This is a genomic window from Sorangium sp. So ce327, from assembly GCF_051530205.1.
GTDB lineage: Bacteria > Myxococcota_A > Polyangia > Polyangiales > Polyangiaceae > Sorangium > Sorangium cellulosum_B.
On sequence record NZ_CP150330.1, the window covers coordinates 4,054,984 to 4,081,980 of the forward strand.

Below are 26,997 nucleotides of genomic sequence, written 5' to 3' on the forward strand. Positions count from 1 at the left end.
TCTCAAGGCTGCTTGCGTGGTATTGAGATCAAAGAGAGCAGCATTCCGCGAGCCGGGGGTGACAGGGCATCGACCCACGCGCTGCCCGGCCCCTCCTCCTCCCCCGCGTGCGGGGTGAGGAGGAGCCATGAAGAACACCCTGGCTGCCTCTTTCCGCTCGGCGCGCCTCCAAGCCCGTCTCCGGCCCTCTCGACGAGCGCTGGAACTCCTCCGAGGAACCGTTCTCATGGCACAGACGTCTCCCCAAACCTTCGCCGTGACGCCCACGAACCAGGCCCCCGCGGCCGGGCGTGAGGTTGTCAGCAGCTCCACGCTCTGGAAGGTCATCTTCGCGTCCGCTGGCGGCACGATGATCGAGTGGTACGACTTCTATATCTTCGGGAGTCTCGCCGCGATCATCTCGACGCACTTCTTCCCGAAGGACAACCCGACGGCGAGCTTCCTCTTGACGCTCGGCACGTTCGCCACGGGCTTCGTCGTCCGCCCGTTCGGCGCGCTCGTATTCGGGCGCATCGGCGATATCGTGGGTCGGAAGTACGCGTTCCTCGTGACGCTGCTGCTCATGGGCGGCGCGACGGCGCTCATCGGCTTCTTGCCGACGTACGACAAGATCGGGCTGCTCGCCCCGATAGCGCTCGTCCTGATCCGCCTCGTCCAGGGCCTCGCGCTCGGCGGCGAGTACGGCGGCGCGGCGGTGTACGTCGCCGAGCACTCACCCGACGAGAAGCGCGGCTTCTACACCTCGTTCATCCAGATCACGGCGACGCTCGGTCTGTTCGTCTCGCTGGCGGTGATCCTCAGCACCCGCCTCCTCGTGGGCGAGGAGGCCTTCAAGGACTGGGGCTGGCGCATCCCGTTCCTCCTGTCGGTCCTCCTCGTCGGCGTGTCCTTCTACGTGCGTGCCCGCCTCAAGGAGTCGCCGATCTTCACCAAGCTCAAGGCCGAGGGGAAGACGTCGACCGCTCCCATCAAGGACAGCCTCGGCAACAAGCGCAACTGGAAGGTCATCCTGATCGCCCTCTTCGGCGCCACGGCCGGCCAGGGCGTGGTCTGGTACACGGGGCAGTTCTATGCCCTCTACTTCCTGCAGAACACGCTCAAGGTCCCGTTCATCACGGCCACGATCGTGATCGCCACCGCGCTCGCCCTCGGCATGCCGTTCTTCGTGTTCTTCGGCGCGCTCTCGGACCGCATCGGCCGCAAGAAGATCATGCTCGCGGGCAACCTGTGCGGCGCGATCGGCTTCTTCCCCGTGTTCTGGGCGATGAAGCAGAACGCGGACAACCCGGTCGTGCTCACCGCGCTCGTGTTCGTGCTCGTGCTGTTCGTCACGATGGTCTACGGCCCGATCGCGGCCTACCTCGTCGAGGCCTTCCCTGCGAAGGTGCGTTACACGTCGCTCTCGATCCCGTACCACGTCGGCAACGGCGTGTTCGGCGGGCTCTTGCCGCTCATCGCCTCGTCGGTGACGGTCGCGACGGGCAACATCTACGCGGGGCTCCTCTATCCGATCGCGGTGGCGCTCATCACCGTCGTCGTCGGCGGGATCTTCCTGAAAGAGCGCAGCGACGTGCGCCTCTGGGACGAGCTCGATCGCCCGGCTTGACGGCGATCTCCCGGCGGACGGAGCGCTGCTCGCGCGCCGTCCGCCGCCTCCTGCTCCTCGCAGATTCGTGGGATACGGGCTCAGCCGTCAGGCGCTGAAGCGAGGCATACGAAAGTACGCCGCAGCGAGCCGCACGACGTGGATGAGCCCGTAGAGCTGAAACCTCCCTCGAAATTCCGGAAAAATTCACAGGGAGGCGGGGCGGAGAGGAGTGGAATCCCACCAACCTCCCCGTCTCCCTGTTCAATTTTTCTTCTCGAAAATGCCAATAAAATGAGGGGAGCGGTCAGCCCGTAGAGTGCGCGCCGGTGTGCCCCGCCATCACAAAACGAGCTCCGCGCGGCAGGACAGCAACGTACCCATCGGGCTCACGGCAGCGCGATCGACGCCCATCGGCGTGCTTCTCACGCGGAAACATCCGTGTATAAGGACCTGGAATTTTTCAGTCTGACAGGAGTCATATGCGTATTCCGCTCTTGTTTCCAGGTGTCTGCGCCATCTTCCTCGTGGCCTGTGGTGGTGATGACGACAATTCGAGCACTGCCGCGACGACCAGCGGCGCCACCAGCGGTGTTGGCGGCGCCACGTCGGGCTCCGGCGGCTCCGGCGGCGGCGAGCAGGTGACGACCGGCACGAGCACCGGTGGCTCTGGCGGAGGTGGCGGCGACGGTGGCGGCGCTCCTGTCGAGTCGGGGCTTCCGCATCCGCCGGGCGACAGCATGCCGAGGCCGTCCGGCACGCCAGGGAACGTGGTCGTGCTCCCCTGGGCCGGGTTCAAGGCCGCCGTCTCGTACACCTTCGACGACGCGCAGCCGTCGCACATCGCTCATTACGATGCGCTCCAGGCCGAGGGGGTCCCGATGACGTTCTACGTCAACAGCGGGAGGAACGACCTGGCGAACTTCGACGAGACGTGGACGAAGGCAGTCCAGGACGGCCACGAGCTCGGCAACCACACGGCGCACCACTGCCATGACGACATGACCGAGTGCGCGGGCGAGTCGGCCGGCAGCCTCATCGAAGAGATCGACGAGTGCACCGACTACATCGTCTCGAACTACGGCCAGAGCGACGTCTGGACGATGGCCTCTCCCTTCGGTGACGCGGGCTGGAACGAGCCGGCGAAGTCACGGTTCTTCCTGAACCGCGGCGTCCAGGGCGGGACGGTCGGGCCGAACGACAACTCGGATCCGTGGAACCTCCCGACGATGATGGCGAACGGGGGCGAGACCGCCGAGCCGTTCAACACGGCCATCGACGCGGCGAGGTCGGACGGCAAGTGGCTCAACTTCCTGTTCCACACGATCCTGCCGACCGAGGATCACTGGTACGCCGACGTCGAGCTCACGAGCATCACCGATAGCATGAAGCACGCCAAAGGGCTGAATGACGTGTGGATCGACACGATGGTCAACGTCGGGGCCTACTGGGTCGGTCAGAAGGTGCTCGCGGAGGCGACGAGCGATGCCTCTGGCGACGAGACGACCTGGACGTGGACGCTGCCGGAGCACTTCCCGACGGGCAAGTACGTCCGTGTGACGGTGGATGGCGGCACGCTGACGCAGGGGGGAAATGCGCTGGCGTGGAACGAGCACGGCTACTACGAGATCGCGCTCGACGCAGGCGCGCTCACCTTGTCGCCGTAACAACCCTGTCATCCCGGCAACCGAGCCGGCGCGCGCGGCGACCTCGGCGCCCTCACGGGCGCGGCGCCGCACGCGGGCGCCGTCCACCGTTCACGCAGACCTGGCAGCGGGTCGCCCTGGCCCGATTCGGCTGAGGGGCGCGCTGTTACCGCATCGCTCGATGCGCGGCCTTGATCTCGCGCACGAACCACATAGGCAGCGAGCGCACAGAGGAGCATCCGTGTGCTCTGTGCGCCTGTGGTTCAAATAATTCATCTTCAAGGAACCCGGATGGCCATGGGAGACGCGATGTCGGCGAATCGCGTCGATGAATAGTTTCGTTGCCACTGATAGGTTGTGGCTCGCGGATGTGCCCCATGCGGCTTCGCTACATTGAACTACAGCATGGTGTTTGATTCGTCGCGGGCTTGAGAGAGCAATTGTTCTTGACTCGGTACGTGGTGTGATCGAAGGGTCGCTGGTCGGCATCGAGAATGGGAAATCCGAAATCGGGGGACCACGAGACAAAGATAGGTTGAGCGCGCCGTGTCATATGCTTTGCGCGCGGCGCGTCGGCGTGGCACCTTACGGAACTTGCTTGCGGCCTTTCGGCCGCCCCTAGGAGAAAATTCATGCGCTTTGCTAGCCTGCTGAGCTTCGGCTCGGTTTCGATCGCTTGCTGCCTGGCCGCCTGCATCGCCGCGTCTCCGGACGACGAAGAGATCCAGTCGCTGGAAGGCGAGCTGCTCAGCTCGGATGGGACGATGTCGGCGGAGCTGTCGTACCAGTCGCAGTGGTCGACGGGGTACTGCGCGAACGTGACCGTGAAGAACATGAGCTCCAGGCCGAGCACGTCCTGGGGCCTTTCGATCGCGCTCAACGGCGCGACGCTGTCCAGCTCGTGGAACGCGCGGATCACGCAGTCGAACGGGCAGCTGAACGCTACCAACGAGAGCTACAATGGCTCGCTGGCAGCAGGAGCGTCGACGGGAGCCGGAGCGTCGACGGGAGCGTCGACGACCTGGGGGTTCTGCGCGAACGGCACGGGGAAGCCATCGATCTCGTCGGTCAACGGCAACGGGAATGGAGGCTCGACGTCGGTGAGCTCCAGCAGCGCCTCGAGCAGCTCCAGCAGCGCTTCGAGCAGCTCCAGCAGCGCATCGAGTAGCTCCAGCAGCAGCTCCTCGGCCAGCTCTGGCGCAGGCGGCGCGGGCGGGGGCGGGGGCTCAGGTGGCGGCGGCGCGGGCGGCAGCGGTGGAGGCCCGGTGGTCAATTCCGGCCTTCCGACACCCCCAGGCTCCAGCAATGTGGCGAAGCCGTCCGGCGCGGCCGGCGGGTTCAGGGTCATCAACTGGGCCGGCTTCACGGGCGCCGTGTCGTACACGTTCGACGACTCGAACTCGAGCCAGATCCAGAACTACGACACGCTGAACGCGCTCGACGTTCCGTTCACCTTCTACCTCCAGACGGGCAAGAGCGAATCGACCAATTCGGTGTGGCAAAGGGCGCTGAGCGACGGGCACGAGCTCGGCAACCACACGAAGAGCCATTCGAGCAACGACAGCGGCGCCGATACGGACGCCGCGACGCAGTTCATCGAGAGCAGGTTCGGCACCAAGGTGTGGACGATGGCGGCTCCGAACGGCTCGTCCGTGTACACGGGCATCGCCAGGACGCGCTTCCTCATCAACCGCGGCGTGGCCAACAACCTCATCGGGCCGAACGACTCGACCGATCCGTTCACGCTGCCCTGCTACATCCCGCCGACCGGCGCCTCCACGACGGTGCTGGACCAGCAGGTCACGAGCGCGCGGGACGCCAAGAAGTGGCGCACCGTCCTGGTGCACGGCTTCACCGGCGGCTCCGACGGCGCTTATCAGCCCATCGGGCTCCAGGCCTTCGTCGATCACGTCAAGCACTCGAAGGCGCTCGGCGACATGTGGCTCGACAGCGTTGTCAACGTCGGCGCTTACTGGCGCGGCCAGAAGGCGGTCTCGTCCGCCACCACCTCGACGTCCGGCGGCGCGACGACCTACACGTGGCAGCTCCCCGCCAACTTCCCGCCGGGCAAGTACCTGCGTGTGACGGTCACCGGCGGCACGCTCAAGCAGAACGGTGTTCCGCTGAACTGGGATCCGCACGGCTACTACGAAGTCGCGCTCGACGCGAAGTCCGTCACGCTGTCGCCGTGACGAAGCGGGCCCGCGCCCCGCGGGCCTCCTCCCGCCGCGACGCGCGCTGTCCGAGCGATCCGGATCCGAGTCAGCCGCGGAGCGCTCTGTCGCCGAGCGGCTGCAGCTCGCTACTGGCCTCGTGAGAGAAGGAATCAGCGAGGCACAGAGGGCACGGACGAGAGCGCGATTTGGCGGTGGGGGGCTTGGCCGACGATGGGGTCTTTGAAACCCCAAAGGACGCCAGAAGACGCCAAAAGAGACGCCAAGAGACGCCAGAATAATATAATAATATTGGCGTCTTCTGGCGCTTCTTGGCGTCTTCTGGCGTCCTCATGGCCCCGGCAGCGTAGGGGAATTCCCCCCCGCCTCCCGCGAAGGAGCTCTGTGTCCTTCGCGGTTACAATGTGGTGTCTTGGGGGAGGGGTACTGCGCGAACGTGACCGTGAGGAACGCGAGCTCCAGGCCGAGCACGTCCTGGGGCCTTTCGATCGCGCTCAACGGCGCGCGGCGAGCTCTCGGTTTCTCTGCCTCCGTGGTCGTGCGTGGGAGCCGGAGCGCCGCGGGGGCGTCGTCTTCGTCCCACCCGCCTGGTGCGGAGCTCACGTTCAGAGGCGGAGCGTGATGTTTCTCCCCCGGCTGTCCGGAATGAGCCCCCGATCGACCACGGCCTTGAACCGGAAGTCCCCCCTGCTGTCGAAGCAATGCGTGTATTTCTCGGTACTCCCGGCTCCGCGCCGGAGGTCGTCCTTACCGCTCTTGCCAGGGCCTGACCATTCGAGACGAACATAGTTTCCGTCGGCCTTGGTGTCGCGCAGCGTGCATCGAGCACAGAAGCCGCGACCATCCGGGGAGACGGTGCAAGTGGCGTCCCCGCCGACAGCGTCCGATTTTCCTGAGCGGGCTGCCCACGCAGCGGCGCAGCACAGGAGCAAGGCGGCGCTGACGATCTGTATCACCCCTACGCGACGCGCGACGTTCATCGTCCCCTCCCTCGGTCGAGCCCCTCCATCCAGGCTCCCCAGCATGTCGGTATTGAGGGCCCCAGTGGAGGGATCATGAGCGATCTCTGCTGCGCGTACGAGTGGTCGTCAAGCAGTCGCAGCGTGCTGGTTATCGATGGAAGCTTCGACGAGGGTAGTCCGCAGGAGAGGGTGTTCGTCGCGCGGGGCGGGGATGGGCCGATGTCTGAGCCCAGGGGAGTTCGGCGGGGCCCCACCCCGCGCGACGAACACCCGCTCCTGCGGCCGGGCAGCCCGGCAATCCGCCCCTCACAGCCGCGGATCGACCGGCTCGCTCTCCAGCGCCAGCACCCCGAACACACACTCGTGCACGCGATGGAGCGGCTCGCCCTCCACGAAGCGGTGGAGCGCCTCCAGGCCGAGCGCGTACTCCCGCAGCGCGAGCGCGCGCTTCCCCGACACGCTCCGGTGGCGCAGCCGCGCGAGGTGCTGCGGCGTCAGGTACTCCGGACCGTAGATGATGCGCAGGTACTCCGGGCCGCGGCACTTGATCGCCGGCTGGACGAGCCCGCGCGGGCCGCGGACCACCCACTCCCACGACTTGACCACCATGCCCTCGCCGCCGCGCTCGACCATCTCCGTCCAGAAGGCCACCGCCTGCGCCTCGCTCTGCGGGTCCGAGAGGTCGACGACGCGATGCGGGGTCTCCACGAAGAACGCCGGATCGACCTCGGCGAGCCGCGCGAGCTGCCGCAGGTGGAAGCCGTGGTCCCGCGCCGCGTGCACCGCGCCCTCGCTCGCGAGCAGGTGGAAGGGCGCCAGCCGGATGTCCGCCAGCGACCGCACCGGCCAGCAGTAACGCCGGTAGGCGGCCACGTACCCGTCCATCGCCGCCTTCCGGGCCGCGTGCCGATCGAGCAGCTCCCGCGCGCTCTCGTCGCGCGCGGCGGTCATCGTGAGCGCCCGCACCGCCGCGTCGAGCGACGCGCGGCCCGACGAGCCCACGGCGGCGTACTGGCCGCGCAGGAGATCCTGCGCCTTCGCCGACCAGGGCAGGAGCTCCGCGTCGAGGCAGACCCAGTCCGTGCGCAGCTCGGCCCACAGATCGGCCCGATCCATCGCCGCCCGCACCCGGTCGATCAGCTCCCGGCTCCGCGCCTCGTCCGAGAAGAACGGCCTGCCCGTGCGCGTCGTGCACACCCCGAGCGGCCCCTCGTCGAGGCGGAACCGCCGCCGCCGCGCGGCCTCGTCGCGGCACACGACGAGCACCGCGCGCGAGCCCATGTGCTTCTCCTCGCAGACGACGCGGCCCACGCCGTTCTGCCGGAAGTACGCGAACGCCTCGCGCGGGTGCTCGAGCATGCCCCCGTCCTTCGCCGTCTCGCTCGGCGACATCGTCGGCGGCAGGTAGATGAGCCACCGGGGATCCACGGCGAAGCGGCTCATCGCCTCGAGCGCCGCCGCCGCGTTCTCCTCGCGGATCGTCACCATCCCGTGCACCCGCGTCCGGATCGCGCGCCGGCCGCGCACGTCGTCGATGTCGAGCACGTCGTACGCCTGCCCCCGCGCGCCGGCCTTCGGCTCGCCCGCGAGCGGCGCGAGCGGCTTCGCGGGCTCGTAGTACACGCGGCGCGCCTTGACCTCGACGAGCTCGCGCTCCGGGTAGCGGAGCGCCGTGAGCGCGCCGCCGAACACGCACCCGGTGTCGATGCAGATCGTGCGGTTCTCCCACTCGGCCACCGTCGTCGGCGTGTGGCCGTAGACCACCATCGCCTTGCCGCGGTACTCCGAGGCCCAGTTGTACCGCACGGGAAGGCCGTACTCGTCGGTCTCGCCCGTGGTCTCGCCGTACAGGCAGAACTCGCGCACCGCGCCCGAGCCCCGGCCCTGGAACGCCTCCTTCACGCCCGCGTGCGCGACCGCGAGGTTGCCGTCGTCGAGCACGTAGTGGCTGACGAGCCCGTCGATGAAGTCCGCCGCCTTCGCCTTGAAGGCGTCCGTCTCCGACTCGAGCTGCTCGAGTGTCCGCTCGAGCCCGTGCGTCGGCTTCACGTCGCGCCCGCGCAGCTTCTTCAGCAGCTTCACGTCGTGGTTGCCGGGCACGCAGAGCGCGGCGCCCGACGCGACCATCGCCATCGCGAGGCGCAGCACGTCCGGCGAGCGCGGCCCGCGGTCCACGAGGTCGCCGAGGAAGATCGCGCGCCGGCCCTCGGGGGGCGACACGCGCGGCGCGTCAGGCAGCCCCTCCAGCTTGTAGCCGAGCGCCTCGAGCAGCTCGACGAGCTCGTCGAAGCAGCCGTGGACGTCGCCGATGATGTCGAACGGCCCGCGCTCGTCGCGGCGATCGGTCCACAGGCGCTGCCGCTCGATCGTGGCCGCCGCGACCTCCTCGGGCGAGGAGAGCACGTGCACGTAGCGGAAGCCCTCGCGCCGGAGCTCCTTGAGCGAGCGGCGCAGCTCGCGGCTCTGGCCCCGCACGACGTGCGGGCCGAACTGCCGGTCCGGCCGGCCGGCGTTGCGCGCGTGGCAGAGCTTCTCCGGCATGTCGAGCACGATGGCCACCGGCAGCACGTGGTGCTCGCGCGCGAGCGCGACGAGCGGCCTGCGCGCGTCCGCCTGCACGTTGGTCGCGTCGACAACGGCGAGCCGCCCCGAGGCGAGCCGCTTGCCCGCGATGAAGTGCAGGACCTCGAAGGCGGTCGCGCTGGCGGCCTGATCGTTCTCGTCGTCGGACACGACGCCGCGGTAGTGATCGGACGAGAGGATCTCGGTCGGCTTGAAGTGCGCCCTCGCGAACGTGCTCTTGCCGGAGCCGGACGCGCCGACGAGCACGACGAGCGAGAGGGAAGGGACGATGAGGGGGGCCTGCTCGCTCATGACGCCACCTCCGTCGCCTGCGCGAGGGCGCTGTCCGCGCCGCCCGCGCCGCCGTCCTGGGCCTCTCCGCCGCCCGCTCCGTTGGTGCTGCTCGTGCCGCCCGCGCCGCCCTCGCGCGTGAAGATCGCCATCTGCGTCGGCGCGCCGAGCGAGGGATCCATCGGGCCGATGGGCAGGTGCTCGACGGCGTAGCCGTGCGCGGCCCCGACCCCCTCGCAGAAGGCGTGGAACTCGGCGCGCGTCCACTCGAAGCGGTGGTCGCCGTGGCGGAGCGCGCCGCGCGGCAGCCCCTCGAACAGCGCGTTGTACTCGGCGTTCGGGGTGGTCACGAGGACGACGCGCGGCCGCGCGTGCTCGAAGACGCTGCGCGTGAGCGCGCCGAGCCGCGACAGGTCCACATGCTCGATGACCTCGACGAGGGTCGCGGCGTCGTAGCCCGAGAAGCGCGCGTCGCGGTAGGTGACCGACGCCTGGAAGAGCTGGATGCGCCGCCGCTGCTTGTCGGGCAGGTCGTCGAGGCGCAGGCGGTTCTTGGCGATCTCGAGGCTGCGCATGGAGACGTCGGCGCCCGCGACGCGCTCGAAGACGCGCTCGTCGACGAGGCGCTTCAGCAGCTTGCCCTCGCCGCAGCCGAGGTCGAGCACGCTCCTCGCCTCGGCCCGGCGGAGCGCCGCGACGACGGCCTCGCGCCGCGCCTCGTCGAGGCTGATCCGCGCCTCGCCCCGGTCCTCGGGCGCGGCCTTCTCGTCCTCGGCCTCCTCGGGGCTCGCCTCGTCGTCGGCCACGAGCCGCGCGAGCGCGGCCCGGAAGAGCGGCCGGCTGTGCTTCAGGTAGCGGAGCGCGATCGCCTCGCGCTCCGGGTGCTCCGGGAGCCACCCCTTGCCCTTGGCGAGGAGGTTGTCGACCTCGGCGTCGCCCACGTAGTAGTGCTTCTTGTCGTCGAGCACGGGCACGAGCACGTAGAGGTGCGCGAGCAGCTCCCTGAGCCGGCACGTCCTCGCGAGCGAGACGCGCAGGTAGGCGCTCTGGCCCCACTCCGGGAACGCCTCGTCGAGCGGGAGGCGCTCGGCCGCGATCTCGTAGCCGAGCGGCTCGAAGAGCCGCCGGAGCAGCGCCTCTCCGCCGCGGCACGGCAGGGCCTCGATCGTGGCGGAGAGGGGGATCGGCGCGTCCGCGAGCTCCGGGCGGTCGCGGCACTTGCCGCCGAGCGCCGAGCCGAAGACCTGCGCGATCGCCACGGAGAGGAACGACGAGGCGACGTAGGGCCGGTCGTTCACGTACTGCGCGAGCGTCCCGGGCTCGCCCGCGCCGCGCCCGCGCACGAGGTCCACGGGGTCGACGTCGAGCAGGAGCGCGGCGGTGCACCGCTCCTCGGTCGCCTCCGGATAGAACACGTGCGCCTTGCCGAACGACAGCGGGAACGACTGCGTGTACGCCGGGTTCTTGACGAGCAGGTAACCGAGGTCGGTCGCCGGCCGGTGCGTGGTGGTGAGCGTGAGGAGCATCGGGGGCCCGAGTCTACGCGAGAGGGACGACGAGCGACACGCTCGGCGCGACCGCACGGAGGCGGCTTCCCCGACGCGGGGGCCCCGGCGCTGCTAGCGTTGAACGGGTGACGCAGGAGCCCGCAAGCCAGGGAAAGGCTCACGTCGGCAAGGCCGTGGTGATCACCACGGCCGTGCTCTGGCTCCTCGACTGGATCGACCATGGAAGCTTCGAGCCCTGGCGCGGGCTGGGCACCGCGGCGTGGGTCGCGGCGGTCCTCGGCGCGCTCACGCTGGTGGCGCGCCGCATCGAACCGCGGCGCGCGCCGATCTGGCGTCAGCTCGTCGTGCTCGCGTTCACCGCCGGGATCGCCAGCTCCATCGCCAACACCTCCTTCTCCCTGGTCGCCACGGCGCTGCCCGAGGTGTTTCCAGAGGGACCGCGACGGTCGCTCGTGGCCACCGCCGTCGTGGGCTTCTTCGACGGCGACGCCTTGTTCGGCTTCTGGGCCCTCCTGATCGAGCTGCCTCGACAGATCGGCGCCGAGCGGCGGCTCGAGGACGAGCGGCGCGCGCTGCGCCAGGAGGTCGAGCTCGCGCACATCCGCGCCGCGCTCGAGCCTCACTTCGTGTTGAACACGCTCAACACGATCGCCGGCCTTGTGACAGAAGAGCCGGCCGAGGCGCGCACCCTGATCGCGACGCTCGGCGACCTGCTGCGGGACATCATGCAGGGATCGCGGCGATCCCATCACACGGTCCGCGAGGAGGTGAGCTGGCTGCGGGGCTTCGCGCGCATCCTGGAGTCCCGGCACTTCGGGCGGCTCGCGTTCGAATGGGACGTCGACGCCTCGGTGGACGACTGCGTGCTCCCGGTGCTGCTGCTCCAGCCCCTGCTCGAGAACGCGGTGCACCACGGCGCGCTGCGCCGGCGGGAGCGCGGCCGTGTCGTCCTGCAGATCACCGGGGAGGCAGGACACCTGCGCTGCGCCGTCGAGGACGAGGGCCCCGGCTTCGACCTGGCCGCTGTCCCGCCGGAGGGGCGGGGGCTCGCGCTGGTGCGGCGCCGCGTCGCCCTGGAGTCGGCCGACGCGTCGCTGCGCATCGACTCGAAGCCCGGCCGGACGCGCCTGGAGGTCACGCTGCCCAGGAGGACCGCATGAAGCAGCTCTCTGCTCTCGTCGTCGAGGACGAGTGGCCGGCGCGCAACTTCCTCGTCGAGCTGCTGCGCGATACAGGGAGCTTCGGGTACATCGCCGCGGTGACGGACGTCGAGGCGGCTCGAGAGGCGCTCGATCGGTTAGAGCTCGGCATCGACGCCGTCTTCGTCGATATCCGGCTCGTCGATCGCCCTGGAGACACGTCGGGCCTCGACTTCGCCCGCTCCCTCTCGGCCCGCGCGAGCCCGCCGGCGGTGGTGCTCGCCACCGCTCTGGCGCACCACGCGCTCGATGGGTTCGAGATGGGGGCTGTCGACTATCTCCTCAAGCCGTTCACGCTCGACCGCGTCACCACGTGTGTGGCGCGGCTCCTCGAGCGACGCCGGGCGCCGTCCCCGAGCGCGGGAAAGCCGCGCCTGGTCGCGCGAAGAGACGACCGCCTGGTCTTCCTGGATCTCGACGGCATGCTGGCGTTTCAGGCGGCGGAGCGGCTCACCTATCTCCACCACGTGGACGGCGTGTTCTCGGTGGACCTCTCGCTCAGCGCGCTCGGGGCCACGCTGGGCGACCGGGTCCTTCGCGTGCACCGCAACTGGCTCGTCGCCCCGGCGTACGTGCGCGGGCTCGGCCGGCTCGACGGGGAGCTGATCCTCGAGGTCGGTCCAAGTCTCCGCGTGCCCGTCTCGCGCGATCGCGCGCGCGAGGTCCGGCAGCGGCTCCTGGAGAACACCGTCGGCATCACTCTGCCCGACTGAGCTCGCCTCTCTCGGCCGAGAGGACCATCTTCGCCAGCTCGACCCCGAAGCCCTCGATGTCGAACACGTCGTACGTGTTCGTCCCGAGGATCACGCGGGTGTTCGCCGCCGGGCAGTCGACCGCAACCCCTCCAAGGCCATAGTCCCCGGCGCCGGCCACGGCGTAGACCGTCTTGCCCTCCAGGTCGTGGGCGCCGCCCGAGAGGTAATGCGCCTCGTACGACGCGAATGCTGCCGGACCGAGCACCTCCCCCTTCCAGACGGCGACCAGCCAGCGCTCGAGGTCGGACACCGTCGTCACCAGCCCGCCATTGCCGACGAGCGACCAGGTGTACGGCCATCCGGCGGGGTCGTTCTCCCCGAAGGTCGAGGCGTCGTATCCGATCGCTGTGTCGACCTGCTCCCAGATCGGGTCACCGAAGAACCCGCTCTGTCGCATGTGGGCGGGAGCGAAGAGCTCGTCACGCACGTAGTCCGTGAACGCTCGTCCCGAGACGGTCTCCACGACGTCGGCGAGCAGCGTGTAGCCGGAGTTGGAGTATTGCTCGTCGCTCCCGGGCTCGAACAGCAGCTCCTGCGCGAAGATCCGCTGGCGTGCTTCGAGCCGCGTCATCGGCTCGAAGTCCCCCTCCGTGTCGTGGTACTCGTCGAACCCGGCGCGGTGCTGGAGGATCTGAACGAGCGTGATCTCGGCCTTGTCGGCCGGCACGTCATCGAAGAGGGTCGCGAGCGAGTCGGTGACCGCGAGCTTGTGGTCGCCTTCGAGCTTGAAGATGGCCGTCGCGGTCAGGTCCTTCATCACGGAGCCGAAGTCGTACGCCGTACCGGCGACGTTGGGGATGTTGCTGTCTCGATCCGCCAGGCCGTAGCCGCTCGCGATCACCTCGGCCCCGTCGACTGTGACCAGCACCGATCCGGAGAAGCCGGCCGCGGCCGCGTCCGAGAGGCGACGCTCGAGCTCCTCGCGGAGCTCGTCCCGCTCGGGAAGTGCGGTCGAATCCCCGCTGCACCCAGTTTGTGGGACAGCCAGCGTGACCAGGCCGGCTGTCATCAGCCATTGCGAGATTGGTTTCATGCCGCGCCAGGCTGCCAGCCGGGCTCGCGAAGATCAGGGACGAATCGACGAGCGCCAGGTTCTCGGCCACGAGCGGCGGGTTCCGCGGGACGAGCAGCGCTTTGCTCTCGTCCTCTGGCCTGTTCGCCGCCGCCTGCACCGTCGCCGCGGCTCTGGCCCCGCCTCCCGACGGGCCGTCACGGACGTGCGCTCCCGCGCGAGCCCCAGAGCGCCGTCGTGGCTCGCCCGTCGAGGGCGACGCGCGCCGGGTCGAGCCGGTACACTGCGGCAGGCGGGCGGGGGCGCTCGTGGACCCGGAGAATTTATGAGCACAAGCTCTGAGCTTCTGGACAAGAGGATCCGCGTCGACGTCGGGGGAATGGCGATCGAGTGGGATCTCGAGAACGGGCAGTGCACCTGGGCCGGCGTCCCCTCGGTGTCGATGTTCCTGCCGAGCAGCGTGGTTGGCCTGATGTCCGGCTTCCAGCGGATGGCGGGGACCGAGCGCTTCAACCTCGCCGTGGAGAGCGGCGGGCGGCTCAGCATCGACGACGACTGGACCTACATCTCCGGTTATCCGACGTTCGAGGAGGGCTTCAAGGCGCTCGGCGTCGGCGCGGCCACGGCGGGCTGGGGTGTGTGGCACGTGCTCTCCCTGGACCGGGAGCGGAAGGAGGCCCGCTTCCGCGTGGTGAACGGGTGGGAGTCGGTCTACCAGAAGGAGCTCGATGTCTGCTGGGGCAGCAGCATGATCGCGGGCAAGCTGGCCGGATACTGCACCCGGCTCTTCGGGGAGGAGTGCGACGTCGAGCAGACGTCGTTCGCCGCGCGGGGCGACGCCCACGACGAGTTCACGGTGCGCCCCGCCACGACCAGCCTGGAGGACCGGTTGCAGCACCTGCTCGACGAGGAGCGGGCGACGAAGACGGATCTGGCCATCGCGCTGCACAAGCTGAAGCGCGAGGTCGAGGAGCGCGCCCGCATCGCCGAGGAGCTCCAGCGGACCGAGCAGGAGCTCCGCGACAAGCTGTCGCTCATCGAGCGGCAGCAGCACGAGCTCCGCGCGCTCGCCACCCCGATCATCCAGGTGTGGGACGGCGTGCTGACGCTCCCGTTGATCGGCACGCTCGACGGCGTGAGGGCCGGGGTGATCACCGAAGAGCTGCTCGACGCCATCGTCAGGACAGGCTCCCGCTATGCGATCCTCGACATGACCGGCGTGGACAGCATCGACGGCGAGACCGCCGATCACGTGATCCGGATCATCCGCGCGGTCGAGCTGCTCGGCGCGAAGGGGGTCATCACCGGCGTGCGCCCCGCGGTGGCCGCGCTGATCACGTCGCTCGGCCTCGAGCTGTCCGCCGTGACCACGCTGCGGAACCTCCGCGAGGGGCTGCGGATGTGCATCCAGTCGCTCTCGGACAAGGGTGCAGGCGTGTGAAGACGGCGGGCGGCGGCGGGCCGGGCCGAGCCGGCGAGGTCCGTCGATCCTTGCGAGGTGGAGGCCTGCGATGGAGATGATCAACGAGGCGAGCTGCGACCATTGCACGAGCTGCTCCGCGGATACGGAGGAACAAGGACGCCAGGAGCACGTGAAGCGAGCGCTGCGGCTCGAGTACCTGACGGTCAGCTGGAACATCGTCGAGGGCATCGTCGCCGTGACGGCGGCCGTCCTCGCCGGGAGCGTCGCGCTCCTCGGTTTTGGCATCGACAGCTTCGTCGAGTGCGCCTCGGGCTTCGTGATGATCTGGCGCCTCCGCGCGGAGACGGCGCGCCGGCTGACGAGCCAGGCCCTCGACACGCTCGAGCACCGAGCTCAGCGGCTGGTAGCCTCCTCGTTGTTCTTGCTCGCCGCCTACGTCGCCTTCGACGCCGGTCGGGCGCTCTGGAGCGGCGAGCGGCCCGAGTTCACCCTCGTCGGGGTGGGGATCACGTCTCTGTCGCTCCTCGTGATGCGCTGGCTGGCGCGCGCGAAGCGCCGCGTCGCTCGACAGATCGGCAGCCGGGCCATGGAAGCGGACGCCTTCCAGACCACCGCATGCGTCTGGCTCTCGCTCGCGACGCTCGTCGGGATCGGGCTCAACGGGGCGCTCGGCTGGTGGTGGGCGGACCCGATCGCTGCCCTGGTCATCGCCGCGCTCGTCGCCAAGGAGGGCGTTGCCACGTGGCGCGGCGAGCACGGCTGCTGCTGAAGGTGTCTCCTGGTCGGCCCTGCGGCTGTTGGTGCTCGCACCCGTCGGTCCACATGGTAGGCTCTGTCGGCTCGTGACTCGGCGGCGAAGGCAGCATCCCCGATCCCGATGGACGCAGCGGCTCGTCCGCCTGCTCTCGATGATCGTGCTCGCCCTGGTCATGAGCCAGCTGACCGTGGCGTACGCCTTCGTGGCCATCGACGACTGCGGCGAGTCGTGTCCCGACGACGACGACAAAGGGGACTGCCACTGTCCCCTGGATTGCGCCTCGGGGTGCTGCGCGGTCAGGGCGCCAGCGGTCCCGCCCTCGCCCATCGTCCCCGTCTTGCTCGCGCCCCTCTCCGTGGAGCTCCTGCTGCTCGTGCCCGAGCGCGCGCCCCCATCGCCCGAGGCGCGCGAGGTGCTCCACGTCCCAAGGCTCCTCGCCTAGGCACGGCGCTGATGGCCGCTCCGCGGCCCGAGCCGTCGATCGCGCTCCTGTGAGCTCCACGTGGGCCCCGTCAGCCCTCGATGGCCTCAGGCGATCGCGGCGTGGTTCAGCGCCCTGCCAGGTCCGAGCGGAGGGCATGCTCGCGACGCGAGGTCGCGCGCCCGCTCCAGCGCGTCCGTTCAGCGCTGCTCGACCTAGCTCGCGCATCACGCTCGCGGGCGAGTCGGCGGCGATGGTAGCGGTGCTGCGCTGAGCGGCGGCGCGCTGGCGCGTGCGAGCGACAGCGTGCCCGAGGCTCGTCCGCCACGTGACGTTGCGAACAACAAGGAAGGGTAGACCCATGAAGATTCGTTCCATCTCGATCGTGCTCTGCGCCCTCGCCCTCGGTGCCGTGTCGTGCTCGAAGGAGGCGCCGAGCGCCGGCAAGGCGGCGCCCGAGCAGACGCAGGCGAAGCCCGCGGCGCACGCGCCGGCCGACGTGAAGCCCGGCTCCCACGAGGACTGGTGCGGAGAGCACCAGGTGCCCGAGTCGCAGTGCACCCGCTGCAACTCGGATCTGATCCCGGCCTTCAAGGCCACGAACGACTGGTGCGCGGAGCACGGGATGCCCGAGTCGCAGTGCCTCAAGTGCAACCCCGACCTGAAGATCGTCAGGCCGCCGAAGGGGAGCTGACATGCCCCGCCGTGTTCACATCGTGGTGCTCCCGCTCCTCGCGGCTCTCTCGGCGTGCGGGGCCAAAGGGACCGATCGCGCCGCGCAGGAGAAGGCCGAGGCGAAGCCCAGAGCCGCGGCGGCCGTCGAGGGCGCCATGTGCAAGGAGCACGGCGTGCTGGAAGCGCTCTGCACGAAGTGCAATCCGAGGCTCGCCCCCATCTTCCAGGCGAAGGGAGACTGGTGCAAAGAGCACGAATTCCCGGAATCCATCTGCCCCATCTGCCACCCCGAGCGTGGAGGCAAGCCGGCGGCCGACGTGGCGAGCGACGGCGCGCCGGCGGACGGCACGAAGGTCAAGCTCAAGACCAAGGACACGGCCCGGCTCGCCGGCATCCTCACCGCGAAGGCCGTCGAGCGTCAGGGTGGCGGCGGCATCCCCGTGACCGCCAGGATCGTCTACGACGCGCTCAAGGTGGCGGAGATCAACGCCCGCGCCGCGGGGGTCGTCCGGCAGCTGCACGTGGACGTCGGCGCGGAGGTCAAGAAGGGCGCGCCGCTCGCGATCATCGACAGCGCCGACGTGGGGGCGGATCGCTCGAGGCTGGCCGGCGCGCAGTCGCGCCTGAAGATCGCCGAGGAGAACCTGAAGCGCGAGGAGCAGCTCGAAAAGGAGGGGATCTCGTCGCGCCGGAGCGTCCTCGCCGCGCAGCAGGAGCTCGACGCCGCCCGCGCCGAGCGCTCCTCGTTCGCGGCCTCCCTGGCTGTCGTGGGCGCGAGCGCGGGCGGCAGCGGGGGCTATACGCTCACGACCCCGCTCGCCGGCGTCGTGACGCAGCGGAAGGCGACCGTGGGCAGGCTCGTCGGCGTCGAGGAGACCTTGTTCGAGGTGGTCGACGTCTCGAGCATGTGGGCCGAGCTCGACGTCCCCGAGACCGATCTGCCGGCCGTCTCGCTCAAGCAGCCGGTGGTCCTCGAGGTCGACGGCATCGAGGGGCGCGAGCTCAAGGGGGAGATCACGTACGTGGCGCCGGCCATCGACCCGGCCTCGCGCACGGCCAAGGCGCGCGTCCCGCTCGCGAACCCGGGCGGCGCGCTGCGGGCCAACATGTTCGGCAGGGCGCGCATCCTCGCCCCGTCCCGCGCGGCGGTCGTTGTGCCCCGCGCCGCCGTGCAGCGCGCGAGGACGGTGAAGCTCGTGTTCGTGCGGCTCGCGGACGACCAGTTCGAGGCGCGGCGGGTCGAGATCGGGGCGACCGAGGGCGATGTCGTCGAGGTGACCAGGGGCGTGCGCCCGGGCGAGGAGGTCGCGACCGAAGGGAGCTTCCTGCTCAAGACCGAGACCCTCAAGGAGAGCATCGGCGCCGGCTGCTGCGGCGAGGACTGAGCCGCGGGCCATGCTGAACGCCGTCATCACCTGGTCGCTCCGCCACCGGTTTCTCGTGATCCTGGCCTCGATAGGCCTCTCCCTGGCGGGCATCCTCGCCTTCCGCCGCCTGCCGATCGATGCCTTCCCTGACACGACGCCGGTGCAGGTGCAGATCAACACCGTCGCGCCTGCCCTCTCCCCGGTCGAGATCGAGCGCCAGATCACGGCGCCCGTCGAGCAGGCGATCTCGGGGCTGCCCAGGCTCGAGGAGGTCCGCTCGCTCTCCCGCTTCGGCCTCTCGCAGGTCACGGCGCGCTTCGAGGACGACACGGACATCTACCTGGCCCGCCAGGTCGTCATGGAGCGGCTCCAGACCGTGACGTTGCCGCCGGGGATCCATCGCCCGGAGCTCGGCCCGGTCGCCACCGGGCTCGGCGAGGTGTTCCACTACGTGGTCACGGGCAAGGGCAAATCGCTGAGCGAGCTGCGGACGGTCCACGACTGGGTCATCGCGCCGCAGCTCCGCTCGGTGCGCGGCGTGGCCGAGGTGAACGCGTGGGGCGGCGATGAGCGGCAGATCCAGGTGCTCGTCGACCCGGCGGAGCTCACCGCGCGGGGGCTCTCGCTCCACGATCTCTCCGAGGCCCTGGAGCGCAACAACGCCAACGTGGGCGGGGGCAACCTGGACCAGGCCGGCGAATCCAGCCTGATCCAGGGCATCGGCATCGCCACGCGCGTGAGCGACATCGAGGACATCGTGGTCGCGGCCAAGGGCGGGGCGCCCATCCGGGTGCGCGACGTCGCCCGGGTGGTCGAGGGGCGCGAGATCCGGCGGGGCGCTGTCACCGCCGACGGCCAGGGCGAGGTCGTGCTCGGCCTCGGCTTCATGCTGATGGGCGAGAACAGCCACGACGTCACGACGCGGCTCAAGGCGCGCCTTTCGGAGGTCGAGAAGAGCCTGCCACCAGGGGTCGACGTCGCCGTCGTGTACGACCGCACCGAGCTCATCGACAGGGTGCTCGGCACCGTGGAGAAGAACCTGCTCGAGGGCGCGCTGCTGGTCGTGGCGGTGCTCTTCGCCTTCCTCGGCAACCTCCGCGCCGGGCTCATCGTGGCCTCGGCCATCCCCCTGTCGATGCTCTTCGCGTTCGACCTCATGCTGCGCGCGGGCGTCGCGGGGAGCCTGATGAGCCTCGGCGCGATCGACTTCGGCCTCGTCGTCGACAGCTCGGTGATCATGGTCGAGAACTCGGTCCGGCGGCTCTCCGAGGATTCGAGTGACCGGAGCACGACGGAGGTCGTGCGCGACGCCTCGATCGAGGTCCGCAAGCCGACGATGTTCGGCGAGCTGATCATCATGATCGTCTACCTGCCGATCCTCGCGCTCGAGGGGGCGGAGGGGAAGCTGTTCCGGCCGATGGCGCTCACCGTGATCTTCGCGCTCATCGGCTCGATGATCCTGTCGCTCACGCTCATGCCGGCGCTCGCGAGCCTGCTCCTGCCGCGCCGCATGAAGGAGCGCGAGAACGTGCTCGTGCGCCTCCTCAAGCGGGCCTACCGGCCCGCGCTGCAGCTCGCGCTGCGCTGGCGCTGGGCGGTGCTTGCCGGGGCCGTGCTGCTCCTCGGCAACGCGGCCTTCCTCGCGACGCGGCTCGGCGCCGAGTTCGTGCCGCGGCTCCGTGAGGGCACCCTCGTGGCCAACACCGTGCGGCTCTCGGGGGTCTCGGCGGGCGAGTCGATCCGCTACGGCACCCGGCTCGAGCGGGTCCTCCTCGACAGGTTTCCGGACGAGATCGAGCGCGTCTGGACGCGCACGGGCACCGCGGAGGTGGCGACGGACCCGATGGGGCTCGAGCTGTCCGACATGTTCATCACGCTCAAGCCGCGGGAGGTATGGAAGCGCGCCGCCACGCAGGACGAGCTCGTCGAGGCGATGGAGTCCGAGCTCGCGGGGATGCCGGGCATGCGCGTCATCTACACGCAGCCCATCGAGATGCGGGTCAACGAGATGGTCGCGGGGATCCGGGCCGATCTCGGGGTGAAGCTGTTCGGCGACGACTTCGACACGCTCAAGCAGAAGGCGCGCGAGATCGAGGCCGCCCTCAAGACGATCCCCGGCGCCGCGGACGTCGTGACCGAGCAGGTGACAGGCCAGCCCGTGCTCGAGATCGAGGTCGACCGCGCCGCCATCGCCCGCCACGGCATCGCGGCCGCCGACGTCCTGGATGTCGTCGAGGCGCTCGGCGCGCGGGAAGTGGGACAGCTCCAGGAGGGCGAGCGCCGCTTCCCCGTGGTGCTGCGCATCGACGATCGCTACCGGGAGGACCCCGCCTCCATCGGCCGCATCCTGGTCACCGCGGCCGGCGGGGAGCGCATCCCGCTCGCGCGGCTCGCGAAGATCCGCACGACCGAGGGGCCGGCCGCGATCAACCGCGAGTGGGCCAAGCGCCGGATCGTCGTGCAGGCGAACGTCCGGGGCCGCGACGTGGGCACCTTCGTCGAGGAGGCGAGGGCGAGGCTCGATCGGGAGGTCGAGCTCCCGCCCGGCTATTACGTCCGCTTCGGCGGGCAGTTCGAGCACCTCGAGCGGGCGCAGGCGCGCCTGCTCGTCGTCGTGCCCATCGCGCTCGGGCTGATCCTGCTCTTGCTCTACTTCACGTACGGGCGGCTCCTCGATGCGGTCCGCGTCTTCACGGGCGTCCCGTTCGCCGCGATCGGCGGCGTCGTCGCGCTCTGGCTCCGCGATCTGCCGTTCAGCATCTCCGCGGGCGTCGGGTTCGTTGCGCTGTCGGGCGTCGCGGTGCTCGGGGACATGGTGCTCGTCTCGACCATCCGGCAGCTCACCGCGGCCGGGATGCCGGTGCGCGACGCCATCGAGCTCGCGGCCGAGCGGCGCCTCCGCCCGGTCCTCATGACGGCGCTCGTCGCCTCCCTGGGCTTCGTGCCGATGGCGCTGAACACGGGCGTCGGCGCCGAGGTCCAGCGCCCGCTCGCGACCGTCGTGATCGGCGGCGTGATCTCCTCCACGCTGCTCACGCTGCTCGTGCTGCCGGCGCTCTACAGCGTGGTCGGCGGGAGGCTCCGCGCGGACGCCGCCGGCGAGGCGGGCGCCTCCGAGCCTCCGCGGCCCGCCGGCCCGGCCCTGTCGCCTGCGGCGGAGTAGCCGGTGAGCGCGCGCTCCCGCCTCCGCGCGATCGCCGCCGCCGCGGGCGTCCTGATCCTCGTCCAGGCGCTCGCCGTGGGGCTCTACTGGGCCGTGGAGCGCCGCCGCGGCGCCGAGCGGCCAGGTCGCCCTTTCGCGGTCGAGCGGCTCCACGACGGCCAGCGCGTGCCCGACGCTGCTTTCGAGCAACCGGACGGGACCTCGCTTCGCGCGGCCGCCCTGCGCGGCCGGCCTGTGCTGCTCCACTTCTGGGCCACCTGGTGCGCCCCCTGCCGCGCCGAGCTCCCGCGCTTGCTGGAGCTCGGCCAAGAGCTGGAGAAGGCCGGGAGGCTCCAGGTCGTGGCCGTGAGCGTCGACGAGAACTGGGAGGTCGTGCGCGCCTTCTTCGGGGGCGAGGTCCCTCCCGGCGTCGTGCGGGCCGGATCCCCTGCGGTGCAGCAGCGGTTCGGGGTCTCGACGTTGCCCGACACGTTCCTGGTGGAGGCGGACGGCAGGATGTCCCTCCGCTTCACGGGCGCGAGGGACTGGCGAGCGCCCGAAGCGACAACGCTGCTGCTTGGACAGGAGCGGCCAGCGCCCTGAGCGCGCTTCCCGCTACTCGGCGCCCCCGGCAGACACCGACGAGCCATCGAGGGAGCCGCCTGCGCCATTCGTGCCGCCTGCGCCACCCGCGGCATCCGTGCCGCCCGCGCCATTCGTGCCGCCAGCGCCGCCCGCGGCATCCGTGCCGCCCGCGCCATTCGTGCCGCCAGCGCCGCCCGCGCCATTCGTGCCGCCAGCGCCGCCCGCGCCATTCGTGCCGCCAGCGCCACCCGCGGCATCCGTGCCGCCCGCGCCATTCGTGCCGCCAGCGCCGCCCGCGGCATCCGTGCCGCCGGTGCCATTCGTGCCGCCAGCGCCGCCGGTGCCATCCGTGCCGCCCGCGCCACTCGTGCTGCCTGCGCCACTCGTGCTGCCTGCGCCACCGGAGGCATCCGTGCCGCCTGCGCCGCCCGTGGCATCGGCGCCACCGGTGCCATCCGCGCCGCCCGTTCCACCGGCGCCGCCACCACCACCCGTACCGCCTGTGTCGGGGTCCTCCAGGGGGAAATTCTCGTCGAGGCACAGACGGCCTTCAGGCGTCGCGGTGCAGATCTCTCCCTTCGCGCAGGCCCTCTGCCCCTTCGGGCACTTCGTCACGTCGAAGAGGCAGAATCCGTTGGTCTCCACGCCGAAGAACACACACGAGGCGTGCGGCAGCAGGCAGTCGCTGTGGCTGTTGCACGCGGGCGCGCACATTCCGAGGTCACCAACCCCGGGCTCGGCTGTCAGAGGATACAGGCAGAGGCCGCTCTCCAGCCCTCCGCAGTCCTCGTTGGCGACGTCCCCGCCGAGCCCGCACAGCTCGGCGCACACGCCGACGTCGGCGCCGATGTCGATGCACCACCCCGCGCAGGGATCCGTGCCGTCGGCTTCGAGCGCGCACTCGGCGCCCACCGGCAGCCCTTGCGTGGGCTCGTCGACGCAGATGTTCATGCGGGGATCGCAGACCCGTCCGCCGCACTGGCTGTCCGATCCGCAGTTCGGCATGCACACGAACACATCGTCGATCTCCTCGCAGCGCAGCTCCTCGCGGCCGCGGCACTTCGTCGGATCGAGCTCGTCGACGATGGTCTCGAGGGGCGGCTCTGCCGGGGTGCAGCCGAGAAGACAGATGCCGTCGAAGCACGCGCTGCCTTCGCCCTCACAGTCGCTGTCTCCCGTGCACGTGGTCGTGCAGTACCCGCCCGCCGGGCCTCCGCCGAGGAACTCGTCGCCCGACTCCGTGAAGCAGAAGCCGCGCCGGCCGCAGTCCGCGTCCCTCTCGCACCGGGCGCCGAGCCCCCGCCCTTCGCCTGAGCCGCCGTCGCCTGAGCCGCCGTCGCCTGAGCCGCCGTCGCCGCCCCCGGCGCCGCTCTGGGCGCTGGAGCCGCCGTCGTTGCCGTCGGAGCCGCCGTCGCCCGAGCCGCCGTCGCCCGAGCCGCCATGGCCCGCCGCGCCCGCGCCGTTGCTGCCGGCGCCCGCGCCGTCGCTCGTCGATGTGCCTCCCGTGCCTTCGTCGGAATCGTCAGAGCAGCCGAGAAATCCCGTCGAAACGGCGACCGTGGTGAGCAAAGCCGCCGCAATTCTTCGCACTCTCATCGCTGTCACCCGAACCAGGAGGCCGTGCCCCCATCGGGCGCGCCATCGACTGATTCACAGACGGTACCGGAATCGGCGCCTCTCCAACATCGGCAAACCGCCTTGTGCCGGCGTTCGCTGCCCCCCGCCGGGCCACGCGGGCGCGGCCCCGCCTCAGAGCCGCACGAGCAGCCCAAGAAACCCGGCGAACGTCGGTCTCCCCGCGGTGCCGAGCCGCTCGCCGCCGAGCGTCACGACGGCGCGGGGCTCGGCGAAGATCGCGTGTGCATCCACCAGGAGGGCCGCGCGGTCGGTCAGGCGCAGCCCGGCGCCCCCGCCCAGGGCCGCGGCGACCGACCAGACATCGCCCGTCGCGCTCCGCAGCGGCGGCAGGGGATCACCGCTGACGAACAGGTGAATTCCGCCCACGCCGGCCGAGAGCACAGGCCAGATCGCGCCGCCCGTGTCCAGCGCCCATACCGCCTCCAGAAAGGCCATCTCCTGACGGACGGACACCGTGCCGAGCTCGCCATCGAGCGTCGGCCCCAGCGTCGGCCCGGCGAACGTCAGCCGCGCCGCGAGCCCCGCGGGCAGCGCGCCGCCGCGGCCGTCCGCGCCGACGCCGTACGACAGCCGCAGCGCGGGCCCCAGCGCCGGCCCGACGCCGTCTGCGCTCAGGAGCGCCACGAAGCCGGCTTCCACGCCCACGCCCGCGAGCATCCCGGCCCGCTCCGGCGCAGGGGGCATCCCGGCCCGCTGCCGGACGGGCGCCATCCACCGCCGCACGTCGTCGGGAACGGCGGCGCCGCCGTCCTCCGCGGCGCGCCCCTGCGGCTCCTGCAGGCTCGCCTCCAGCAGGCTCGCCTGCAGGAGCTCGACCGCGCGCACGGCCATCACCGACGGCGCCGCCGCGCCGGCCGCCTCCACGGCGCGCACCACCGTCTTCTGCGTCACCCGATCGACGATCCAGAGGTCGGCGGTCGCGCCCGTCCGCGAGCGGACGATCGTCGCGGCCGCGAACGCGTCCGCCTCCTTCGCGGCGCGCTCCAGCCCTGCGCGCAGATCGCCCTCGGGCGCTCGCAGGACGCGCACCACCTCGAACCCTGCCGCGCCGAGCTCGGCCCGCAGCCGCGTCGCCGCCTCGAGCACGAGCGGGTCGTCCACGCCGGCCTCGACGATCACCACCCGTGACGCGGCCGCCTCGGCCTTCCGTGAGGGCGCGCCGGGCGGCGCCGCGTCGGCCCGCGCCGCGGTGGGCGCCGACGCGAGCAGGAGCCAGAGCAGGAGAGTGAGGGAGCGCACGCGCCAGGGCTCTATCAGATCGCAGGCGGGGGTGGAGGCGCATCGCAGTGAACGGCGAGGGGGCCAGGGAGAGGGGAGGGGGCCAGGGAGAGGGGAGGGGGCCAGGGGGAGGGGGCACCCGGGCCCGGCGACGCACCCGAGGAGCCGAGCCAGAGCCCGCAGCGTCCGTCCGGACGGGCCACGACCGGGAGGACCTCCACGATGCGGCGCGCTCTCGCGGAGGAGCGTCGATGGGCATAAGCTCGACTGGGCCCCAACCTGCCGTCGATGCGCCGCCGCAGGGATCAGGGGCGACCGCGCCGATCGAGGGGAAACGCCATGGCAGATGGGGAGCTCGAGGATCTGCAGCGGCAGGCGCCGCCCGCCGAGGAGATCGAGCTCGTCAACAAGACGGCTCGCCGGATCTGCATCAGGCGCGATGGCAGCGACCTCGTCGTGGCGCCTTTCGACGTCGTGCGCACGACGGAGACGGCGGCGCAGGGGCTGGATCTGAGCGTCTGGCTCGAGCGTGGTTATGTGGAGAAGCGCGCCCCGGTCCAGGCCGAAGAGCCGAGCCTCGACGCCGCCGCCATCGCGGGGGTGCTTGTCCTCGGGGGGCTCACGTCGCTGTTCGTGGTCACCCTGGACGGCTGGGCCCGCCTGGCCTTCGGCACGGTCGGCGTCGGGATGATCGCGTTCACCGTGTTCCCGTCGCTGGATCGCTGGGCCCGGCATCGCCATCGCAGCACCGCGTTGATGCTGCGCGACCAGTTCTGGCGCGCGATCGGCATGCTGGCGGTGTGCCTCGTGGGGTTCGGCATCCCCGCCGCCACCGTCCTCTTGCAGGCCGAGAAGCGCCTTCACGAGATCTTCACGTTATCGATGCGCAGCATGGCGTTGCTGCTCCTCTTTGCGCTGTTCATCGGCGCCGCGGCGACGTTGCCCGCGCTCCTGTTCTTTCTGTTCGCGGAGCAGCGCCGGAACGTGGTGAAAGAGCAGTTTCACCGCGACGTGCTGCGGCTCGACCCCGCGCTCCGCACGATCGACGAGGCGGAGCGGGCCTATTCGCCGCTGATGAAGGACGCGCTCGACACCCGGCGCGGTCCGCTGTTCTTCGTCCCGATCATCCTCAGCACGTTCCTCCTCTCGGTCGGCTGGGTGATCTCGGCGCTGCCGACGGTGGCGTCCGTGGCGGAGACGCTGGGGGACGAGCCGGTCGAGCTCCACTCCCTGTTCATCCCCAACCGGACCGCCTTCACGTTCGCGTTCCTCGGCACGTATTTCTTCGCGCTCAACATGGTATTCCGCCGCTATGTGCGGGCGGATCTCGGGCCCAAGGCGTACAGCCACATCTCGGTGCGCATCATCATCGCCACGATCCTGGCCTGGGTCATGAGCAAGACGTTCGAGGGCGCCGCGCTCTCGGGCGGCGCGGCGCCCATCGACAACGCGCCCTGGCACCTGCTCCTGCTCGCCTTCTTCATTGGCATCGTCCCGGACACCGGGCTCGCCGTGCTCCACGACCTGCTCAAGACGCGCATGGTCACCTTCTTCGTCCCGACCCTGAAGGACCGCGACCCGCTGACCCACCTCGAGGGCATCACGCTCTACGACAAGGCGCGCCTGCTCGAGGAGGGCATCGAGAACATCGAGAACCTCGCGCACCACAACCTGATCGAGCTGATCCTGCGCACGCGCATCCCGGCCCCGCGCCTTGTCGACCTCGTGGATCAGGCCATCCTGTATCTCCACGCGCGAGACGAGGCCGAGCCGGCCCGGAACGCGCCGTCGAGCATCCTTTCGAAGCTGAAGGCGCATGGGATCCGCACGGCGACCGATCTCGAGCTCTGCATGGCGACGCAGGAGACGCGCGACGCCGTGATACGGCTCTCCTCCGAGTCGCGCATCCTGCTCCTGCTCAGCGCGCTGCGGGACGACGAGTGGATGCCGCAGCTCCGGAGCTGGCGCGAGTTCCGCAAGACCTACGAATACGCCTACACCGTCGAGCAGCTCACGCCGCCCTCGGCCGGGACGAGGCCCCAGGCGGCGTGACCGCGCGAGGTGTGGCGCGGCCTTC

At 70.5% G+C, this 26,997-nt stretch carries 18 protein-coding genes; 13 read left to right on the plus strand and 5 right to left on the minus strand.

What is annotated here, in order from left to right; all coding sequences use genetic code 11:
* The first annotated feature begins 226 nt into the window (after nucleotides 1–226).
* From WME95_RS15300 to WME95_RS15310, 3 genes are all read left to right on the plus strand, one after another.
* Entirely contained in the window at nucleotides 227–1,606 is a 1,380-nt protein-coding gene (locus WME95_RS15300; protein ID WP_437909107.1) for an MFS transporter, read from the plus strand.
* Nucleotides 1,607–2,067: 461 nt separating this feature from the next.
* On the plus strand, nucleotides 2,068–3,252 hold the full coding sequence (locus WME95_RS15305; RefSeq protein WP_437909108.1) for a polysaccharide deacetylase family protein: 1,185 nt from the start codon (nucleotides 2,068–2,070) through the stop codon (nucleotides 3,250–3,252).
* A 611-nt stretch (nucleotides 3,253–3,863) separates the two neighbouring features.
* A complete protein-coding gene (locus WME95_RS15310) occupies nucleotides 3,864–5,423 on the plus strand; it encodes a cellulose binding domain-containing protein (RefSeq protein WP_437909109.1) in 1,560 nt (519 codons plus the stop codon).
* A 1,250-nt stretch (nucleotides 5,424–6,673) separates the two neighbouring features.
* On the opposite strand, the gene WME95_RS15315 is transcribed toward WME95_RS15310, so the two are convergent.
* Both WME95_RS15315 and WME95_RS15320 read right to left on the minus strand, forming a co-directional pair.
* A complete protein-coding gene (locus WME95_RS15315) occupies nucleotides 6,674–9,241 on the minus strand; it encodes a polynucleotide kinase-phosphatase (protein WP_437909110.1) in 2,568 nt (855 codons plus the stop codon).
* On the minus strand, nucleotides 9,238–10,746 hold the full coding sequence (locus WME95_RS15320; RefSeq protein WP_437909111.1) for a 3' terminal RNA ribose 2'-O-methyltransferase Hen1: 1,509 nt from the start codon (nucleotides 10,744–10,746) through the stop codon (nucleotides 9,238–9,240). The genes WME95_RS15315 and WME95_RS15320 overlap by 4 nt, the downstream gene beginning before the upstream one ends.
* A gap of 107 nt (nucleotides 10,747–10,853) precedes the next feature.
* On the opposite strand from WME95_RS15320, the gene WME95_RS15325 reads away from it, so the two are divergent.
* Nucleotides 10,854–11,888: a sensor histidine kinase gene (locus tag WME95_RS15325; protein ID WP_437909112.1), complete on the plus strand. Its 1,035-nt coding sequence runs from the start codon at nucleotides 10,854–10,856 to the stop codon at nucleotides 11,886–11,888.
* Nucleotides 11,885–12,640 (plus strand): LytR/AlgR family response regulator transcription factor, encoded by a 756-nt coding sequence (locus tag WME95_RS15330; protein WP_437909113.1) that lies wholly within the window; start codon nucleotides 11,885–11,887, stop codon nucleotides 12,638–12,640. Before WME95_RS15325 ends, WME95_RS15330 begins: the two co-directional genes overlap by 4 nt.
* Here the strand turns inward: WME95_RS15330 and WME95_RS15335 are convergent.
* On the minus strand, nucleotides 12,624–13,691 hold the full coding sequence (locus tag WME95_RS15335) for a serine hydrolase domain-containing protein (protein WP_437909114.1): 1,068 nt from the start codon (nucleotides 13,689–13,691) through the stop codon (nucleotides 12,624–12,626). The genes WME95_RS15330 and WME95_RS15335 overlap by 17 nt on opposite strands.
* Before the next feature lie 328 nt (nucleotides 13,692–14,019).
* Here WME95_RS15335 and WME95_RS15340 point away from each other — a divergent pair, with 328 nt between their 5' ends.
* From WME95_RS15340 to WME95_RS15370, 7 genes are all read left to right on the plus strand, one after another.
* Nucleotides 14,020–15,135 carry an STAS domain-containing protein gene (locus WME95_RS15340; protein WP_437909115.1) on the plus strand — a complete coding sequence of 372 codons (1,116 nt, stop codon included), beginning with the start codon at nucleotides 14,020–14,022 and terminating at the stop codon, nucleotides 15,133–15,135.
* A 70-nt stretch (nucleotides 15,136–15,205) separates the two neighbouring features.
* On the plus strand, nucleotides 15,206–15,886 hold the full coding sequence (locus tag WME95_RS15345) for a cation diffusion facilitator family transporter (protein WP_437909116.1): 681 nt from the start codon (nucleotides 15,206–15,208) through the stop codon (nucleotides 15,884–15,886).
* A 73-nt stretch (nucleotides 15,887–15,959) separates the two neighbouring features.
* The gene (locus WME95_RS15350; RefSeq protein ID WP_437909117.1) at nucleotides 15,960–16,316 is read left to right on the plus strand and encodes a hypothetical protein; all 357 of its coding nucleotides are present in this window, start codon (nucleotides 15,960–15,962) and stop codon (nucleotides 16,314–16,316) included.
* Between the two features lie 340 nt (nucleotides 16,317–16,656).
* Nucleotides 16,657–16,989, plus strand: a complete 333-nt coding sequence (locus WME95_RS15355) for a hypothetical protein (protein ID WP_437909118.1) — start codon at nucleotides 16,657–16,659, stop codon at nucleotides 16,987–16,989.
* Nucleotide 16,990: 1 nt separating this feature from the next.
* Complete coding sequence (locus tag WME95_RS15360; protein WP_437909119.1) at nucleotides 16,991–18,355, plus strand: efflux RND transporter periplasmic adaptor subunit; 1,365 nt, start codon at nucleotides 16,991–16,993, stop codon at nucleotides 18,353–18,355.
* A gap of 10 nt (nucleotides 18,356–18,365) precedes the next feature.
* Nucleotides 18,366–21,500: an efflux RND transporter permease subunit gene (locus WME95_RS15365; RefSeq protein ID WP_437909120.1), complete on the plus strand. Its 3,135-nt coding sequence runs from the start codon at nucleotides 18,366–18,368 to the stop codon at nucleotides 21,498–21,500.
* A gap of 3 nt (nucleotides 21,501–21,503) precedes the next feature.
* Nucleotides 21,504–22,082: a redoxin family protein gene (locus WME95_RS15370; protein ID WP_437909121.1), complete on the plus strand. Its 579-nt coding sequence runs from the start codon at nucleotides 21,504–21,506 to the stop codon at nucleotides 22,080–22,082.
* 12 nt (nucleotides 22,083–22,094) lie between these two features.
* On the opposite strand, the gene WME95_RS15375 is transcribed toward WME95_RS15370, so the two are convergent.
* Together WME95_RS15375 and WME95_RS15380 are read right to left on the minus strand one after the other, a co-directional pair.
* Nucleotides 22,095–23,633: a hypothetical protein gene (locus WME95_RS15375; RefSeq protein WP_437909122.1), complete on the minus strand. Its 1,539-nt coding sequence runs from the start codon at nucleotides 23,631–23,633 to the stop codon at nucleotides 22,095–22,097.
* A gap of 180 nt (nucleotides 23,634–23,813) precedes the next feature.
* Nucleotides 23,814–24,941 (minus strand): hypothetical protein, encoded by a 1,128-nt coding sequence (locus WME95_RS15380; protein ID WP_437909123.1) that lies wholly within the window; start codon nucleotides 24,939–24,941, stop codon nucleotides 23,814–23,816.
* A 318-nt stretch (nucleotides 24,942–25,259) separates the two neighbouring features.
* Here WME95_RS15380 and WME95_RS15385 point away from each other — a divergent pair, with 318 nt between their 5' ends.
* Nucleotides 25,260–26,972: a hypothetical protein gene (locus tag WME95_RS15385; RefSeq protein WP_437909124.1), complete on the plus strand. Its 1,713-nt coding sequence runs from the start codon at nucleotides 25,260–25,262 to the stop codon at nucleotides 26,970–26,972.
* The last annotated feature ends 25 nt before the right edge of the window (nucleotides 26,973–26,997 follow it).